The sequence below is a fragment of the Deefgea rivuli DSM 18356 genome (assembly GCF_000620145.1).
In the GTDB taxonomy this organism is placed as follows: Bacteria; Pseudomonadota; Gammaproteobacteria; order Burkholderiales; family Chitinibacteraceae; genus Deefgea; species Deefgea rivuli.
The window spans coordinates 63,645-79,398 of the sequence record NZ_JHVM01000015.1 but is presented as its reverse complement, the minus strand read 5'-3'; the positions used below and the strand labels follow the sequence as shown (position 1 = coordinate 79,398).

Genomic DNA, 15,754 nt, shown 5'->3' with positions numbered 1-15,754 from the left:
ATGCGTAAATTATGGTTATTAGTTTTCTTGTTGGCCGCTTTGCCTGCGAGTGCGGTGGGATTGCGTTGTGGTCAGGCCTTACTGGAGTTGGGCGATACGATGAGTCGAGTCGAACAAGCTTGCGGTGCGCCGACAGATCGACACGAATTTAGCGCGCCTTATTATTTTACGGATAACTGGGGCAATCGCCGCTACGGTGGTGAGCAAGTGTTTACTGAGTGGGTTTACAATTTTGGCCCACAGCGTTTTATGATGAAAGTGAGATTTGTAGGCAGTGAAATTACGAATATTACTCAATTGGGTTATGGTAGCTAGGGTATTTGCTTATAGCCATTTATTTATAATGTCTACAAGCAAATACCCTAGCTTTGATTAGTTTGCTTTAAACCACTGCGCACAAAACTGGCGCAAAATCCCCAAGCTATATTGTGCGGCGACTTCATGAATAAATTGCTTGAAATTCAGATGTGCGTGCTCATTCGCTTCATCTGAAATTGTCCGCATAATTGCGAACGGAATTTCAAAATCATCGCAAACTTGTGCAATCGCTGCGCCTTCCATTTCCACCGCCAGCAAATCGGGTAATTCCCGTTTTAGTGCCGCCAAGACTTGCAAATCCTGAATAAATTGATCGCCGCTCGCAATTAATCCTTTAACAATCTGCACTTGATCCAAGCCAAATTGCGCGCGCGATGCAGCGCTGATGTGCTCAGCCAATTCATGTTGAATAAAATACTGCGCTGCATTACTAAGCTGTTGGCTCAGTTCGCTGGATGTGGCAAAACGACTTTTGCCGCTACGCGGAATTTCAAATTTAGGGAAAATCGGGAACGCATTCATATCGTGCTGAATCAGTTCATTCGCGATGACGATATCGCCGACTTTCAAACTCGTATCAGCCGCACCCGCAACGCCGCTGAGCACAATTTGCGTCACTTCAAAATGCTGAATCAAACTGGTGACGGTGCTGGCCGCAGCCACTTTGCCGATGCCGGACAACACGCATACGCAAGGCACGCCCCATAAGGTGCCGCTGCGATATTCACGTTTGCCGAGTAGATGAATTTGCACGTCTTGCAAATGCTCGGCTAAACCTTGTTGCTCTTCTTCCATCGCAAACACAAGGCCAAGGCGGGCGGGGAGGGTTGATTTCATGGAATTGTCGTTTTAATCAGATGTAAAAAAGGCGGCTGATTCAGCCGCCGATGGGAATTATTTGCTAGCGTAGCGCGTTGGATCGGCCATCTTCGCTGCTGCAAATCCAGCAGCGCGCAAACGGCAAGCATCGCAAACACCGCAAGCTTCACCAGTTTCATTGGCTTGATAGCAAGTGACCGTTAAGCTGTAATCAACACCTAATCGCAGACCTTCGGCGACGATCTCGGCTTTAGTCAGACGAATCAACGGTGTGTGGATATTGAGTGATGAGCCTTCCACGCCGACTTTAGTCGCCAAGCGTGCCATCGCTTGAAACGCTGAAATGTATTCTGGACGGCAATCAGGATAGCCCGAGTAATCGACCGCATTCACGCCAATATAAATGTCATCGGCTTTTAAGACTTCCGACCACGCCAGCGCGAACGACAGCAGCACGGTATTTCTCGCTGGCACGTAAGTCACCGGGATTTCATTGGTATTTTCAACGCCATCCACTGGCACGGCAATATTTGCGTCGGTGAGCGCCGAGCCGCCAAATCCGGCTAGATCAATTTTAATCACGCGATGTTCAATCGCGCCGAGCGCTTTAGCTACGCGGGCGGCGGCTTGCAGCTCAGCATTGTGGCGTTGGCCATAATCGAAAGACAGCGCGTAGCAATCAAAACCTTTGGCTTTGGCGATTGCAAGGCAAGTGGCCGAATCGAGACCACCGGATAAAAGAATGACGGCTTTTTTGTTCATATTAATTCCAATTCTAAAAACTAAGGGTATTTAAGCACAACCTTTGAATATAAATTGCTAGCGATCTATACCCCTGGTTTTTCACCCCAAAGAATTTTATGCAATTGCACTTGCACTCGTACAGCCAGTTTATCGGCAATCACCCATTCTGCAAGCTCGGCTGGCTTCAGGGTTTCCCAAACGGGGGAAAAAATCACCGGTGCACGTTCATTGAGCTTTTCTTGGCGTACCTTATCGCGCGCCCATTCGTAGTCAGCGCGATCAACCAAGACAAATTTGATTTCATCACGGCGATTGACGGCGTCGACATTCGGCCAATGCATATTGTGCATTTCGCCTGAACCGGGGGTTTTGATATCTAAAATTCGCGAAACACGGGGATCAACGGTCTCAATTGGCTGGCCGCCGCCGGTTTCAACGCTGACATCAAAACCTTCATCGCACAGGCGTTTGAATAGGATGTGCACCGCTTTTTGCGCCAGCGGCTCGCCGCCGGTGACGCAAATGGTATTGCAGGAAAATGCGCGGATTTGCTGCATGATGTCATCAATTAGCTGCGTTTTGCCGCCAGTAAACGCATACGCGCTATCGCAATAGCCGCAGCGCATTGGACAGCCAGTGAGCCGCACAAACACCGTGGGCAGGCCCATCCGGCTAGTTTCTCCCTGTAGCGAATGGAATATTTCGGTAATTCTCAGTTCTTCACGCATTCAAGCTCCTAACCGGATAACAGTCCGGGGGAATAAAAAACGGCATCGAAATCCGATGCCGTCAGGTATTTTATACTGATTTAATGCTTTGGGCAGTTAACAATTGCCCTAATTAGTTCGGCGCCATCAGCGCTTTTTTCGCTTTAGCGGCGGCTTCTGATTGTGGGTATTGCTCGATGATTGTAATCAGGTAATTCCGTGAGCCTTTTTTGTCGCCGCTGGCAGCCGCAACGGAAGCTAAGCCCAGTAGGGAATCTGGCGCTTTGGCATCGGTCGGGGCATTGTCGACGACGTTTTTAAATGCAACGGTAGCCGATTTATAATCTTTGCTAAACGCATAGCTAGTGCCTAGCCAGTATTGCGCGGCGGGAAGTTTCTCGCTTTTCGGGAAGTCAATCGCAAATTTATTCAGCGCTGCGCTACCTTCTTTGAATTTTTTCGCTTGCACCAGCGCCACAGCGGCATCAAAGCTTTCTTGCTCGCTCAATTGCACCGCGGCTTTGGTTTCCGCTTTGGCTTGCTCGATGGTGCGCAACCGTGTGTCCAAATCGATATACAAGTCTTTTTGCCGTTTGATGGCTTCATCCAAATTAAATTGCAGCACTTCATTTTGGCCATTGAGTTTGGCCAGCGCTTCTTTTTGCGCGTCGATCTGGCGAACTAAATTGAGAACTTGTTTATTGCCGGCTTCGAGCTGGTCGATGCGTTGTTGATTTTGTTGTTGCAGCGTTTGTACTTTATTGGTTAGGTCGGTGATTTGCTGGCGCGCTACGTCGTCGTCAAACAAACCTGCTTGGGAAGACGCGCTCCAAGCCACCAGTGCGAAGGCGATGATACTTTTTTTGAAGTGGATCATTGGTTCATTCATAACGGTAAAGTAGTCCTGAGCAGCATTAAAAGCGGAGTCGACGAAAGACACGAAAAGCACGAAAGTGAATTGTAATCGGGTCGGCAGTCAACCTTCTATCCCTTTTCGTGTTTTTTCGTGCTTTTTGTGGACAATTTTTTTTGACTTTAAACTTGCAGTTTAAGTGTCAGTATTGATTACTTGCTTTGTTCGCCTGGGTAAACGATGTCGGTACGACGGTTGCGTTCCCACGCTTCATCGGTATCGCCATTTTCCAGCGGACGCTCTTCACCGAAGCTTACCGCTTCGATTTGGCTGTCTGGCACGCCCAGTGCTTTGAGCATTGCGCTCACGGCTTCTGCACGTTTTTGTCCCAAGGCCAAATTGTATTCGGCAGTACCGCGATTATCGGTATTACCTTGCAAAATGATTTTCACGTCTTTATGGCTGAGCAAGAATTTAGCGTGCGCTTGTACCATTTCATTAAAGTCTGGACGCACGACGAAGGAATCAAAATCAAAGTACACGCGGCGTTGCGACAAGACATTGCTTGGATCGGTTAGCTCTGGAAACATCGATTTGCCGCTGGTCGTGCTGGTATCGACGGTCTTGATTTCGCTACCGGTGGTGGTGCTTGTATTGGTTTGTTGGCCAGCATTTGGATCTTTGATTGGCGCTGTTGGTGTGCTTGAGCAAGCAGCTAACAAAGCGGTCATTGCGATACTCAGGGCGATTTTTTTCATTTGTATTTCTCCGATTCAAAAAGGGTTGATTGCTCGGTGGGCTCAAGCCCACCCTTACATCGTGGGCTGCCTTACCGCAACATCGGGCCCCAAGCGGGTTGGCGGACTTCGCCGTTTTGCGATTTCAAGCGTTGTTTTACTTTGCCATCGCTAGAAACAATCGCCAAAGTGCCACGGCGACCGACATCCGTTTCATACAAAATCATCGAGCTATTCGGCGCAAACGACGGTGAATCGTCCATATTGGTCGACGTCAACGTCGTGCTACGGCGAGTCGCCAAATCCATAATGGCCACGCGGTAACCATTGTCACGCGTGATATACGTCATCGATTTGCCATCCGGCGAGATTTTCGCGCTGGCATTGTAGCCACCCGAAAAAGTCAGCCGTTCTGGATTGCCACCGCTAATCGACGAGCGATAAATTTGCGGGCTACCGCCACGATCCGACGTAAAGATGATGCTTCGACCATCGGCAGTGAAACTTGGTTCAGTGTTAATTTCACCACCTTGGCTGACGCGGCGTAGATTTTTACCATCCACATCAACGATAAAAATTTGGCTACCGCCTTCTTTACTCAAGACCACTGCAAGTTGTTTGCCATCGGGCGACCAGGCTGGTGATGAATTGCTGCCCTTGAAATTAGCTGCTGCCCAGCGTTTACCGGTCGCTAGTTCATGCACATAGACCACGGGTTTTTCTAGCTCGAACGACACATAAGCCAATTTTCCGCCATCAGGCGACCAGCGTGGCGACATAATCGGCATTCTAGATTTCAGTACGGTTTGCGCGCCGTAACCATCAGCATCAGCGACTTGCAGCTCATAGCTTTTGCCGGTTTTCAGAATGTAGGCAATCCGTGAAGCAAACGCGCCAGTTTTGCCAGTGATTTTGGCGTAAATCATATCGGCGATTTGATGGCTGATACGGCGCAATTGCGCTGGGTTGCCGCGCTTTTCAAACGCAATCAGCTCTTGCTTGCTCGCGACATCGATCAACCAAAATTTCACAACCGCTTGGCCGCCTTCGCTTTGAATTTGCCCAATCACCGCATATTGCGCGCCGCTGGCTTGCAAAGCAGAAAAATTGATCGCGGCAGGGGTATAGGCTTGCAAGCTTGTATCAGTAACGCTGATAACCTTAAACACCCCACTGGTATTTAAATCATTGCCAATTACCGGCGTAACGGGCTGATTCGCTATGTTTTCATTTTGGAAAGGAATGATGGCGATAGGATATTGCTGGCTACCGACGCCAACCACTTCAATCGTCATATCCGCTTGCGCTACGCTGCTGGTGAGTAAAATCAGCAAGGCAAAATGGCGTAAAACACGTTTGAGTAACAAGTTTGCTTCTCCTTTATTCTTTCGGGGCAAATTCCCAACGAATATCGCGGTAATCGTTAAATGATGCGCCTGCTGGCGGTTTCGGGAACGGCGCGTACAACTGGATGGCGCGTTTCACCGCTTCATCCCATTTTGGGTCGCCACTGGCTTTCACCAGTTCAATATCGCGGATTTCACCGCTAGGTAATAAGTAAATTTTGTAGGCAACACGTGGGTTTTGATTGCTCGGGGTATAGACGATTTTCTGTTTAATATCCTGACCGACACCCTTGGCATAAGCCTCACCCAAACCAGCACCCTTGCCTTTGCCGACATTACCCGTTGCACCCACAGTATCGCCTGTGCCGCCGGCTTTGCCGCCTACTTTGGCGTTGGGGTTTGGCTTATCGCTCTTACTACCTGCATCCAGCATATTGTCGAACGATAGCGCGTCTTGCAATTCGCTCTTTGGTTTTTTCACTTCCGCTTTTTTCGGCGGCAATGTCGCTTTAGCGGGAACCGGTGTTGCGACTGTTTTTGGCTGTGCCGTGGCTTTAGGCGCTGCGGTCGGTGTTGGCGCTGATGTTGGCTTCGCGGTTGGCGTGGCAGTCGGTTTGGCGGTGGCTTTCGCAGTCGGAATCGGCGTCGCTTTGACTTTTTCCGTTACGATGTCCGGCGCTTTAACGGGGACAGGATCAGGTTTGGTTTCTGGTACTTTAACGGGTTTAGCGATAGCTATCTGTTCGCTAGCGACCAGAGCAGGTGGCGGCGCGCCCCATAATTCGACGACGACCGGTTCAGGCTTTTTGGTTTTCCATTGCACTGAAAATAGCAAAAATCCAGCGAGCAGCACGTGCATACCGACCGCCAGCACAAAGGCCAACCCACGCTGTTCATCAGGATAATTTGAGCGGTTTGGATTCATTACTTCTGATAGACCTGTAGACCCACGCGAGGGATTTCGGCGATTCGTAGTGCATCAGTGGTTTGCATTACGATTTCATAACGCACATTTTTATCCGCAGCGATAACGACAGGGCGCTCGGTTCCAGCTGCGGCGTCCACTTTTTCTTTAATCGCCACGGCCAGCGCTTTGGCATCGGCGTACGGCGTGCTGTCCTTGCCGTCTTTAAGTAGCAAAGCGCCATCTTTATTGATTTCAACCGTCATTGGATTGCCGGTCACTTGCTGACTAGATTTGCCTGCGGAGGGCAATTCAACCAAGCCCGACGGCATACCGGGTGCGGCGACCATAAAGATCACCAGCAGCACCAGCATCACATCGACATAGGGCACAACATTAATTTCGTTTTTAACGCGGCGAGGGCGACGAGCCATGATATCGCTCCCTTATTTGCCGATTTGGCGTTGCAAGATATTCGAGAATTCTTCGATAAAGGTATCAAAACGGCCAGCCAAACGATCAACATCGTGCGCAAAACGGTTGTACGCAACGACCGCTGGAATCGCGGCAAACAGACCAATCGCCGTAGCAACGAGCGCTTCGGCAATATGCGGCGCAACCGTGGCGAGTGTGGCTTGGCCAACATTACCGAGGCCTTTGAACGCGTACATAATCCCCCACACCGTACCAAACAGCCCGATATAAGGGCTGACCGAGCCGACTGAAGCAAGGAACGAGGTGTGTTTATCCAAATGATCGAGTTCGCGTTGGCAGGAAGCGCGCATCGCACGGCGCGAGCCTTCCATCACGTCAGAGAGTTCCATGCCGGATTTTTGGCGGAGTTTCAAAAATTCGCTGAAACCGGCCATAAAGATTTTTTCCATGCCAATCGCGTTGCGGCCATGTTTGACATGCTCGTACAGACCATTCAAATCCGAGCCGCTCCAAAAACGATCTTCAAATTCATCGGTATGTTTTTTGGCGGTGCTGATGGTGAAATGTTTACTAAAAATATGCCACCACGACATAAACGACAGCGCCAATAGCAATACCATCACCATTTGCACGACGATGCTCGCTTGTAAAACCAAGCTAATAATCGACATATCTTCAACAGGTTGCATGAATCTAAGCTCCGAATGGGCTGAATTTTGAATGAGAGGAATAAGCTCAGAGCGAACAGGCGCTGAAAAGTTTAGCAATTTTGCCTAATTTTTCCTGATGATCATAGCTTAAATGTCATTAGTTACGGTATTAGAGGAGAAAGGCGAAAAACGGGGATTATGAAAGGCACGAACAAAAAAGCGAATAAAGGTAAAAATATTAGCTCAGTTACGGTTTGTGTTTGGTGTGTATGGAGAGTGCTGGGTGAGTCGAAACGAGAGTCCACGAAAAACACGAAAGGCACGAAATAAATACAAAGGCTAAAATTTTGCTCTTGTTCGTGTTTTTCGTGGACTAATTTTTTTTAAGCTTCGGTTTTTGGTGGGTTCAGGCCGAAATGCAAGTAAGCGCTGAGCGTTGCCATACGGCCGCGCGGCGTGCGTTGTAAAAAGCCTTGCTGGATTAGATAAGGTTCGATCACTTCTTCGATGGTGTCGGACGATTCGCCAATCGCGGCGGCGACATTATCTAAACCCACCGGCCCGCCTGCGAATTTATCCAGAATTGCGCGCAGCACTTTTCTATCCATCACATCCAAACCCGCGTGATCAACGTCGAGCATTTCCAGCGCGGCATCGGCGATATCCCGCGTGACGATGCCATCGTGCCGCACCTCGGCAAAATCGCGCACGCGCCGCAACAAACGATTAGCAATCCGCGGTGTACCGCGTGAACGGCGCGCCACTTCAAATGCGCCATCGGCATCCATTTCCACTTTCATCAAACTCGCCGAGCGCGTCACGATGCGTGTGAGTTCTTCCGGCGTATAAAACTCTAGCCGCGCCACAATGCCGAAGCGATCGCGCAGCGGATTGGTCAGCATCCCCGCCCGCGTCGTCGCGCCAATTAATGTAAACGGTGGTAAGTCGAGCTTCACCGAGCGCGCTGCTGGGCCTTCGCCGATCATAATATCCAGCTGAAAGTCTTCCAGTGCCGGATAAAGAATTTCTTCAACTACCGGAGAAAGTCGGTGAATTTCGTCGATAAATAGCACATCATGCGGCTCCAGATTAGTCAGCAGCGCCGCCAAGTCACCAGCGCGTTCCAACACTGGCCCTGAGGTTTGTCGCAAATTGACGCCGAGTTCACGCGAAATAATATGCGCTAACGTCGTTTTTCCGAGTCCCGGCGGGCCAAATAGCAAGACATGATCGAGCGCTTCACCGCGTTTTTTAGCCGCTTCAATGAAAATTTCGAGTTGCCCACGCGCTTTCATTTGCCCGACGTATTCGTCGAGCAATTTCGGCCGCAGCGCTTTTTCTTGCGCGTCTTCGTGATTAGAAATCTTTTGCGCGGTAATCACACGATCCGGCGGCGGAGCAGAAAATAGCGAGTCGGTTTCGATCATGGTTTGCTTTTTGTGACGTATATGATTGTAGTCATTTAAAATAATGGCTTGTAGGTCAATACATATGCATTTCTAATAGGTTATTCAAATTTAATCTTGGTAAATGGATGCGTCGCTAGATTTGAAGCTTCAGCTTTATTGCCAAGATGGTCGCGCTCATGCCGCGCGGCACTTACTTCCTTGAACGGCTAAGAAAGTAAGCAAAGAAGGCCGCCCGAGGCGCACATCGGTCCCCGATGCCCTCGCGTGGCGAAAGCCAAATGATAAAGCTATTTGTCTTTCTTCGTGCTCGGTGCGCTTAGACGGGATTTTAAGCCCCAGCTCGACCAGCGCGAAATTTATCAATACATCATCTGAATTTTAATAATTTTACAAAGCGATGGGTCTGCATAGCAGGCGAAAAATACTAAATAATTTGATGTATTATTTTCGTGTTTTTCGTGATCTAGATTTTATCCTTTCGCCAAGGCTTTCAGCGCCATCCGAATTCCGGTCGATACATCGGCATCCAGCGGTAGCGTTTTCATTGCCATATTCGCTTCACGTTCGTTGTAACCGAGTGCGAGCAAGGCGTTGAGAATATCACTGCGATCATCGGGTGTGGTGCTAAATGGCAGGCCGCCTGGGGTGCTAGTGAGGCCGCTGGTGGCAAGTTTACCGCGCAGTTCGAGCACCAAACGTTCGGCGGTTTTTTTGCCGATACCGGGCACGGTAGACAGGCGTTGGATGTCTTCCGCAGCCACCGCGCTAGCCAACTCGTCTGCGGTCATACCCGACAGAATCGCCAGCGCGATTTTCGCGCCGATGCCGGAGACTTTAATCAGCGTGCGAAAGCTATTGCGCTCGTCTTTGCTGGCAAAGCCGTACAGCAATTGCGCGTCTTCGCGCACGACCAGATGCGTGAATAACGTGGTTTTTTCACTGAGATGCGGCAGCACATAAAAGGTGCTCATCGGCACGTCGACTTCATAACCAACGCCATTGACGTCGAGCACGATGTGCGGCGGCTGTTTTTCGATAATCAGGCCAGTGAGACGTCCAATCATAGCGGCAGCTCCAAAAAGTAATTGCTGGGATTGTAGTCGTATTTTTGGACGTTCGTTCACTTTGCTTTGATTTTGTGCAAAAAGAATCGCTACGCGGAAAATCTGTGCTGATATTTTGTATACCACACAGCAAATCCAGCGACGATCAGCATCGCGGCGCTGTAGCCGGCGAGCACATCGCTAAAATGATGCACGCCCAAACCAACGCGCGCCAAGCCGCAGATCAGCGCTATCGATAGCGCTGCGCCGTAAAATCGCCACGCTTTGGTGGGCTGACGTTGCGAAAAAATCAGCGCCAAAATAAATGGCAAAGCCCACGCGACCATTGAATGCCCGCTGGGAAACGAGGGACTATTGGCATGCGCCAAGTGCAGCAACTCGGGTCGTGGGCGCAGCACACTGTATTTAATCAGCCCCGCCACGCTCCAACTCCCTATCACCGCCAGCGGCAAACCGAGCGCTGCAGCGCGATCGCGCCAGCAAAACCACACGCTAAAACCCAGTGCGATCAGCAGCGAAATGGGAAAGCTCGCCAGCGCGGCGAGCAATTTGCAGGCGGCGATCCACGCCGGATGTGCGTTATACAGCGCATCGCTGATGGTTTGATCGAGCTGGTTCAGGACGGGGGTGTCGATTAAGGCGGTGAGTAGCAATAAACAGATGAAGCCTGAAAACGCCAACCATTTCAGACGACGCAGCGTGTCGGGCGCGACCGCGTCGTGGCGCAAACTAAAATTCCGCATTCCTTAAAACTCCAAAAAAGGTGCGGTGAATTTTAGCGGAGGCTCAAGCGGGGGTCTGGGTAATAAGTCACGGCGATTAAAACCACACACCGCCGTGCGCGCCAATGACGCCACCCGCGACGGTGATGAGGCTGAGCGTGAGTAGGATGTAATGCAATCGCTGCAACAGCGCCATCGTGCCCGCTGGGTCGATTTGGGCTTTGCGATGGAGTAGTCGATGTATCAGCCACGGTTCCAGTACAAACAACATCAGCGTAAAGATACCCCACGTCGCAATCATCGCCCATAGCCACCACGTATCGGCGAGTCGCGACCAGCTATTGCTCAGATGCAGCATCATAAAACCCGAAATCATCGCGATTTGCGTGCTGAATTTGGCTTGTAGGCCGAAACGATGTTCAAGCTTTTCAAACAGCGCATAGTCGTCACCACTGCGGCGCAGCGCTGGAATCAAAATGGTTGTCACAAACGCCACGCCGCCAATCCAAAATACAATGGCCAACACATGCAGCCCGCGCCAGAGCGCGTAATCGTTGATGGTCATGGGTATTACTCCCTAGGCTTTATTTGAAAATGGCGGCGTTGATATACATCTGCTGTGTAATGGTGGGTTACGGCCTAGGTGCTTAGCGTGATTGCTCTGCATTTTCGACAGGCCTAACCCACCCTACGCTACTGCGTTGGTATATCTGTGTGTCGGGATTTACGCCATCCGCCCACGTTTCATCGACAATTGATATTCCATCAATTTTTTGGCGATGCCGCCGCTGTGTTGGGCGTGGGTGAGGGCGACGCCGAGTGCGTCGGCGGCGTCGGCTTGTGGTACGCCTGATAGGCGTAAATGTCGCTGTACCATCAAGCCCACTTGGGTTTTATCGGCGTGCCCGTTGCCGACGACGGCTTGCTTGACTTGCAGCGCCGTGTAATCAGCGACAGGCAATCCGGCCAACACCAAGGCGGCAACGGCTGCGCCGCGTGCTTGGCCTAGCATCAAGGTGGCGGCGGGATTAACGTTGACGAAGACTTGTTCGACTGCGGATTCATTCGGTTGGTAAGTGCGGATAATTTCGGCAATGCCGTCGAGAATGATTTTAATCCGATCTGGCAGCGGCCCACCTTGGGTTTTAATACAGCCCGAAGCGACATAAACGCGATTTTGCCCGACCACATCAATGACGCCAAAACCAGTGGTGCGCGAGCCGGGGTCGATGCCGAGAATGCGCATCAATCGATCGACGTGGTTTGGCGCTCAAACGTCCACGTGCGGGTAATCACGAGGATTTGCGCTGGTTTGCCAGCGGCGTCGAGCATATCGGGTGGCAGTTTTTTAAACGGGGAAGACATTTTCAGAATTCGTACCGCAGCTTTATCGAGCTGTGGATTACCCGATGATTTGTCGATTTCGGCGTTGAGAAGTCGGCCATCGGCGGCGATTTCGACGGTGACGCGCAATTGCCCGTAAATTTTATTCCCGTTGGCATCAACTGGATACGCTAGCGTGCCGACTTTTTCAATTTGCTGCCGCCAATTGTCCATATACATCGCGACGCTGGTTTGTTTGGCGCGCGCGCCGACAAAAGCTTTGCGTGGTTTGCTTTGATAATCGTGATTTTGTTTATCAATTTGCGCCGCCAGACCGGCCATTTTGAGTTCTTGCAGTTTTCTGTCTTCGGCTTCTTTGCCGCTGCCGTCGGGTTTTTCTGGTGTATTTTTGCTATCGGTTTGCAATGCGGTGCTGTGTTTGAGCTGCGTCATCAATTGCGTTGAGCGATCTTCAAGCTGTTTTTGCTGCGCTTCAACTTGTTCCAATTCGGGTGATGGTGCTTTGCTATCAGCAGGCAGCGCTGATTTCACGCGGTGATTCGCGGCATCGGTATTGCCACCGCCGTCGAGGTCGGCTTGGGCTTCGACATCTGTTTTTGTCGGCTTGCTCTTGGTTTTTTGGTTCACCAGCACAATATCAAGTGGCTGTTGCGATAGAAATTGTCGTGGATCGGGCATGACAAATTTAATGCCGAAAATCGGAAAGGCGTGTGCAATGATAGAAAAACCAATGGCCATTGCCATAAAACGATCTCGTCTATCCATTTCGTATCCCTATTCGCGCCATTGCTTTTAAACCCGAGCGAGTGTAGCACAGGCGGCTCAAGGCTTACGCTGCTCGCCGTTTGAAGTGTGAAGCGGAGTAGAATAAAGGAAACACTTCTTTTCTTTTGAGGCTAAAACATCATGTTCCGTTTTATTCTAATTTCTGCATTATTGGCGGCTCCTGCAATCGCGGCGGAAGATGGCGCAAAAGTGGCGGCAAAATACAACTGTTTGGCCTGTCATTCAGTGGATAAAAAAATTGTTGGCCCAGCGTATAAAGATGTTGCTGCGAAGTATAAAGGTCAAAAAGATGCGGAAGCCATGTTAATGGGCGAGATTCGCAAAGGCTTGCCAGGCGGTAAATGGGGACAAATTCCGATGCCGGCGCAGCAGATCAACGATAAAGATTTACGCGTGATTGTGCGCTGGGTTTTGGCACAATAAGTAAAAGATTTAACAAAACTGTGATAAATGGTGTATTGCATAAGAATGCGTTGTTGATTAAGCTGCTTCCCCATTTACTGTTTCATTTGATGTAAGTCGGAAAGCAAAAATTTTAAGGGCCTGTTCGTGCCCTGAGTCGTAGTGGTTTGAACTGCCTTACGATGCAGTTTTTGCATATTTAGTACTAAAGCGCTCTTTGGTAGCGATTACAGTGGTTTACGATAAGCGAGAAAGAATCATGGCCAAGCTCACAGAACAAGACATCGCCGGCTGGAAAGGCTCGGAAGATGATTATATGAATGCGGACCAACTCGAGTTTTTCCGCGAGCGTTTGGTGCAAATGAAAGAAGAATTGGTGGCCAATGCCACGCAAACGACGAATCATTTGCAAGAACAAGAAGCGACGCCAGATCCGGCTGATCGTGCGACTCTCGAAGAGGAGTACGCACTCGAATTGCGTACTCGTGATCGTGAACGCAAATTGTTGATGAAAATCGATTCGACCTTACGCAAAATCGACGACAACAACTACGGTTTCTGTGAAGATACCGGCGAGCCAATTGGCTTGTTGCGCTTGTTGGCACGCCCAACTGCGTCGCTGACCGTGGAAGCGCAAGAGCGCCGCGAACGTCAGAAAAAGCAATACGCAGACTAAGATGAGCCAAGTCGCGCTGGCGCAAGCAAGCGAGCTCATTGCAAAAACCCGCGCTAGAGTCACCCCTGCGCGGGTTAATATTTTGGCGGTGCTATTGGCTGCGCAGCGCCCGCTGTCGCACCAAGACGTGCTCGCTGCGCTAGAACCCGAGGCTGATCGCGTCACCGTGTATCGCGTGCTCGATTGGCTGACTGATATGGGTTTGGCGCATAAACTCTCCGGCGATGATCGCGTCTGGCGGTTTTCAGTCGCGTCTGCGCCGCATCATCACGCGCATTTTCAATGCACATCGTGTGGGCGTTTTTATTGTCTTGAACACGTCAGCACTGATTTATCCCTCACAGTGCCAGCCCAATTTTTGGTTAATGTCGTCGAAATTACCGTCAAAGGCATTTGCGCCGATTGCCTGAAATAAAGCCTCAAACAGAGTCCACGAAATACACGAAAAGCACGAAAAAATTCAGTGCATGTAGCCAAGATCTGCTCGTCGTTACGACGATGGCGCTCTTGCTTGGTACTTTTTCGTGTCTTTCGTGATTTTCGTGGACTCCCGCTTTGTTTTTATGGGGAATTCCTTGAATTTGCGTGCATTAGCCGCTAATCTCTTTCCTTTCGAAGAATAAACGCGCCGCAGGGCGCTAGCCGCTGGCAGGGAAGACTATGCATTATCAAACCGACGACGTTCGTATCCGCGAAATTAAAGAACTCTTACCGCCAGTGGCTGTGATTGAAAAATATCCAGTGAATGAGCTCGCATCGACCGCGGTGTTTGAAACTCGCCAAGCGATTCACCATATTTTGAATGATCAAGACGACCGCATGCTGGTCATCATCGGCCCTTGCTCGATCCACGATACCGAATCGGCCATCGAATACGGCAATCGTTTGGTGAAACTGCGTGAACACTACAAAGGCACGCTTGAAATCGTCATGCGCGTGTACTTTGAAAAACCACGCACCACAGTGGGCTGGAAAGGTTTGATCAACGATCCATTCCTGAACGGTAGCTTCAATATCAATGAAGGCCTGCGCATCGCGCGCAAATTGCTGGTCGATTTAAACAATATCGGCCTGCCAACCGCCGGCGAATTCCTCGATATGATCACGCCGCAATACGTGGCTGACCTGATGAGCTGGGGCGCGATTGGCGCACGGACGACTGAATCGCAAGTGCATCGCGAATTGGCATCGGGCTTGTCTTGCCCAGTTGGTTTCAAAAACGGCACTGATGGCAATTTGAAAATCGCTTTTGACGCGATCAAATCGGCCGGTCAACCGCATCATTTCTTGTCGGTAACCAAATACGGTCACTCGGCGATTGTTGCGACTGCGGGTAATCCAGATTGCCACGTGATTTTGCGCGGCGGTAAAGCGCCAAATTACGAAGAAGCTCATGTTCGCGCTGCAAGCGCAGATTTGGCAGCCGCAGGTTTAGCACAAAAAATCATGGTCGACTTTAGCCATGGCAATAGCAGCAAAGATTACCGTCGCCAAACTGTCGTCTGTGCTGACACCTGTGGGCAAGTCGCAGCGGGCAATACAGCGATTTTCGGTGTGATGGTGGAAAGTCATCTGGTAGAAGGTCGTCAAGACGACGGCGCAGGTAAAGAGCTGACTTACGGTCAATCGATTACCGATGCCTGTATCGGCTGGGATGCAACTGAAACCCTCTTGCAAGACCTGTCTAACGCAGTAGAACAACGTCGCGCCTTAACTAGCTCGAAATAATTACTGTTGATTCATTCAATAAAAAACCCGCTGCGGCGGGTTTTTTATTGCTGCATGAATGGTTTGCTCGGTGGCGCGGAGCGTAGCTCATTGCACTGTTAGGACTATAG

The 15,754-nt window shown here is 50.3% G+C and carries 20 protein-coding genes; 5 read left to right on the top strand and 15 right to left on the bottom strand.

All coding sequences use genetic code 11. The features are described from left to right. A complete protein-coding gene (locus Q320_RS0108060; protein WP_027468575.1) occupies nucleotides 1-315 on the top strand; it encodes a DUF2845 domain-containing protein in 315 nt (104 codons plus the stop codon). A 57-nt stretch (nucleotides 316-372) separates the two neighbouring features. Here Q320_RS0108060 and Q320_RS0108055 read toward each other — a convergent pair whose 3' ends face one another. From Q320_RS0108055 to Q320_RS0107985, 15 genes are all read right to left on the bottom strand, one after another. After that, nucleotides 373-1,155, bottom strand: a complete 783-nt coding sequence (locus tag Q320_RS0108055; RefSeq protein ID WP_027468574.1) for a 5'-methylthioadenosine/adenosylhomocysteine nucleosidase — start codon at nucleotides 1,153-1,155, stop codon at nucleotides 373-375. Nucleotides 1,156-1,212: 57 nt separating this feature from the next. Further along, entirely contained in the window at nucleotides 1,213-1,899 is a 687-nt protein-coding gene (queC, locus tag Q320_RS0108050; protein WP_027468573.1) for a 7-cyano-7-deazaguanine synthase QueC, read from the bottom strand. A gap of 65 nt (nucleotides 1,900-1,964) precedes the next feature. After that, nucleotides 1,965-2,609 (bottom strand): 7-carboxy-7-deazaguanine synthase QueE, encoded by a 645-nt coding sequence (queE, locus tag Q320_RS0108045; protein ID WP_027468572.1) that lies wholly within the window; start codon nucleotides 2,607-2,609, stop codon nucleotides 1,965-1,967. A 112-nt stretch (nucleotides 2,610-2,721) separates the two neighbouring features. Beyond that, on the bottom strand, nucleotides 2,722-3,465 hold the full coding sequence (gene ybgF / locus Q320_RS0108040) for a tol-pal system protein YbgF (RefSeq protein WP_027468571.1): 744 nt from the start codon (nucleotides 3,463-3,465) through the stop codon (nucleotides 2,722-2,724). Nucleotides 3,466-3,653: 188 nt separating this feature from the next. Continuing rightward, complete coding sequence (pal, locus tag Q320_RS0108035; RefSeq protein WP_027468570.1) at nucleotides 3,654-4,199, bottom strand: peptidoglycan-associated lipoprotein Pal; 546 nt, start codon at nucleotides 4,197-4,199, stop codon at nucleotides 3,654-3,656. Nucleotides 4,200-4,270: 71 nt separating this feature from the next. Beyond that, the gene (gene tolB, locus Q320_RS0108030; protein ID WP_027468569.1) at nucleotides 4,271-5,545 is read right to left on the bottom strand and encodes a Tol-Pal system beta propeller repeat protein TolB; all 1,275 of its coding nucleotides are present in this window, start codon (nucleotides 5,543-5,545) and stop codon (nucleotides 4,271-4,273) included. Nucleotides 5,546-5,558: 13 nt separating this feature from the next. Beyond that, complete coding sequence (tolA, locus tag Q320_RS0108025; RefSeq protein WP_027468568.1) at nucleotides 5,559-6,449, bottom strand: cell envelope integrity protein TolA; 891 nt, start codon at nucleotides 6,447-6,449, stop codon at nucleotides 5,559-5,561. Beyond that, nucleotides 6,449-6,862, bottom strand: a complete 414-nt coding sequence (locus Q320_RS0108020) for a biopolymer transporter ExbD (RefSeq protein ID WP_035853140.1) — start codon at nucleotides 6,860-6,862, stop codon at nucleotides 6,449-6,451. The genes tolA and Q320_RS0108020 overlap by 1 nt, the downstream gene beginning before the upstream one ends. Before the next feature lie 12 nt (nucleotides 6,863-6,874). Next, nucleotides 6,875-7,552, bottom strand: coding sequence for a protein TolQ (gene tolQ, locus Q320_RS0108015; RefSeq protein ID WP_027468566.1), 678 nt, complete (start codon nucleotides 7,550-7,552; stop codon nucleotides 6,875-6,877). A gap of 344 nt (nucleotides 7,553-7,896) precedes the next feature. Next, nucleotides 7,897-8,940, bottom strand: coding sequence for a Holliday junction branch migration DNA helicase RuvB (gene ruvB, locus Q320_RS0108010; protein ID WP_027468565.1), 1,044 nt, complete (start codon nucleotides 8,938-8,940; stop codon nucleotides 7,897-7,899). Between the two features lie 452 nt (nucleotides 8,941-9,392). Continuing rightward, nucleotides 9,393-9,986, bottom strand: coding sequence for a Holliday junction branch migration protein RuvA (ruvA, locus tag Q320_RS0108005; protein WP_027468564.1), 594 nt, complete (start codon nucleotides 9,984-9,986; stop codon nucleotides 9,393-9,395). An 89-nt stretch (nucleotides 9,987-10,075) separates the two neighbouring features. After that, nucleotides 10,076-10,729, bottom strand: a complete 654-nt coding sequence (locus tag Q320_RS20740; RefSeq protein WP_051534587.1) for a phosphatase PAP2 family protein — start codon at nucleotides 10,727-10,729, stop codon at nucleotides 10,076-10,078. Between the two features lie 76 nt (nucleotides 10,730-10,805). Further along, the gene (locus Q320_RS0107995; RefSeq protein ID WP_035853137.1) at nucleotides 10,806-11,273 is read right to left on the bottom strand and encodes a hypothetical protein; all 468 of its coding nucleotides are present in this window, start codon (nucleotides 11,271-11,273) and stop codon (nucleotides 10,806-10,808) included. A 159-nt stretch (nucleotides 11,274-11,432) separates the two neighbouring features. Beyond that, on the bottom strand, nucleotides 11,433-11,954 hold the full coding sequence (ruvC, locus tag Q320_RS0107990) for a crossover junction endodeoxyribonuclease RuvC (RefSeq protein WP_027468562.1): 522 nt from the start codon (nucleotides 11,952-11,954) through the stop codon (nucleotides 11,433-11,435). Beyond that, on the bottom strand, nucleotides 11,954-12,817 hold the full coding sequence (locus tag Q320_RS0107985) for an energy transducer TonB (RefSeq protein ID WP_027468561.1): 864 nt from the start codon (nucleotides 12,815-12,817) through the stop codon (nucleotides 11,954-11,956). Before Q320_RS0107985 ends, ruvC begins: the two co-directional genes overlap by 1 nt. A gap of 141 nt (nucleotides 12,818-12,958) precedes the next feature. Between Q320_RS0107985 and Q320_RS0107980 the strand changes: the two genes are divergently transcribed. The 4 genes from Q320_RS0107980 (at nucleotide 12,959) to aroG (ending at nucleotide 15,644) form a co-directional block, all read left to right on the top strand. Next, nucleotides 12,959-13,261 (top strand): c-type cytochrome, encoded by a 303-nt coding sequence (locus Q320_RS0107980; protein ID WP_027468560.1) that lies wholly within the window; start codon nucleotides 12,959-12,961, stop codon nucleotides 13,259-13,261. A 238-nt stretch (nucleotides 13,262-13,499) separates the two neighbouring features. After that, the gene (dksA, locus tag Q320_RS0107975) at nucleotides 13,500-13,916 is read left to right on the top strand and encodes an RNA polymerase-binding protein DksA (protein ID WP_027468559.1); all 417 of its coding nucleotides are present in this window, start codon (nucleotides 13,500-13,502) and stop codon (nucleotides 13,914-13,916) included. Between the two features lies 1 nt (nucleotide 13,917). Continuing rightward, nucleotides 13,918-14,331 carry a Fur family transcriptional regulator gene (locus tag Q320_RS0107970; RefSeq protein ID WP_027468558.1) on the top strand — a complete coding sequence of 138 codons (414 nt, stop codon included), beginning with the start codon at nucleotides 13,918-13,920 and terminating at the stop codon, nucleotides 14,329-14,331. Between the two features lie 245 nt (nucleotides 14,332-14,576). Beyond that, nucleotides 14,577-15,644: a 3-deoxy-7-phosphoheptulonate synthase AroG gene (gene aroG, locus Q320_RS0107965; protein ID WP_027468557.1), complete on the top strand. Its 1,068-nt coding sequence runs from the start codon at nucleotides 14,577-14,579 to the stop codon at nucleotides 15,642-15,644. Nucleotides 15,645-15,754 lie beyond the last annotated feature (110 nt).

Coding starts and splice junctions, on each gene's coding strand:
- Q320_RS0107970 (WP_027468558.1), top strand. CDS start 13,918: ATGAGCCAAGTCGCGCTGGCGCAAGCAAGCGAGCTCATTGCAAAAACC.
- queC (WP_027468573.1), bottom strand. CDS start 1,899: ATGAACAAAAAAGCCGTCATTCTTTTATCCGGTGGTCTCGATTCGGCC.
- Q320_RS20740 (WP_051534587.1), bottom strand. CDS start 10,729: ATGCGGAATTTTAGTTTGCGCCACGACGCGGTCGCGCCCGACACGCTG.
- Q320_RS0108020 (WP_035853140.1), bottom strand. CDS start 6,862: ATGGCTCGTCGCCCTCGCCGCGTTAAAAACGAAATTAATGTTGTGCCC.
- ruvC (WP_027468562.1), bottom strand. CDS start 11,954: ATGCGCATTCTCGGCATCGACCCCGGCTCGCGCACCACTGGTTTTGGC.
- tolA (WP_027468568.1), bottom strand. CDS start 6,449: ATGAATCCAAACCGCTCAAATTATCCTGATGAACAGCGTGGGTTGGCC.
- Q320_RS0107995 (WP_035853137.1), bottom strand. CDS start 11,273: ATGACCATCAACGATTACGCGCTCTGGCGCGGGCTGCATGTGTTGGCC.
- Q320_RS0108060 (WP_027468575.1), top strand. CDS start 1: ATGCGTAAATTATGGTTATTAGTTTTCTTGTTGGCCGCTTTGCCTGCG.
- ruvB (WP_027468565.1), bottom strand. CDS start 8,940: ATGATCGAAACCGACTCGCTATTTTCTGCTCCGCCGCCGGATCGTGTG.
- tolQ (WP_027468566.1), bottom strand. CDS start 7,552: ATGCAACCTGTTGAAGATATGTCGATTATTAGCTTGGTTTTACAAGCG.
- aroG (WP_027468557.1), top strand. CDS start 14,577: ATGCATTATCAAACCGACGACGTTCGTATCCGCGAAATTAAAGAACTC.
- queE (WP_027468572.1), bottom strand. CDS start 2,609: ATGCGTGAAGAACTGAGAATTACCGAAATATTCCATTCGCTACAGGGA.
- Q320_RS0108055 (WP_027468574.1), bottom strand. CDS start 1,155: ATGAAATCAACCCTCCCCGCCCGCCTTGGCCTTGTGTTTGCGATGGAA.
- Q320_RS0107985 (WP_027468561.1), bottom strand. CDS start 12,817: ATGGATAGACGAGATCGTTTTATGGCAATGGCCATTGGTTTTTCTATC.
- dksA (WP_027468559.1), top strand. CDS start 13,500: ATGGCCAAGCTCACAGAACAAGACATCGCCGGCTGGAAAGGCTCGGAA.
- ybgF (WP_027468571.1), bottom strand. CDS start 3,465: ATGATCCACTTCAAAAAAAGTATCATCGCCTTCGCACTGGTGGCTTGG.
- ruvA (WP_027468564.1), bottom strand. CDS start 9,986: ATGATTGGACGTCTCACTGGCCTGATTATCGAAAAACAGCCGCCGCAC.
- pal (WP_027468570.1), bottom strand. CDS start 4,199: ATGAAAAAAATCGCCCTGAGTATCGCAATGACCGCTTTGTTAGCTGCT.
- Q320_RS0107980 (WP_027468560.1), top strand. CDS start 12,959: ATGTTCCGTTTTATTCTAATTTCTGCATTATTGGCGGCTCCTGCAATC.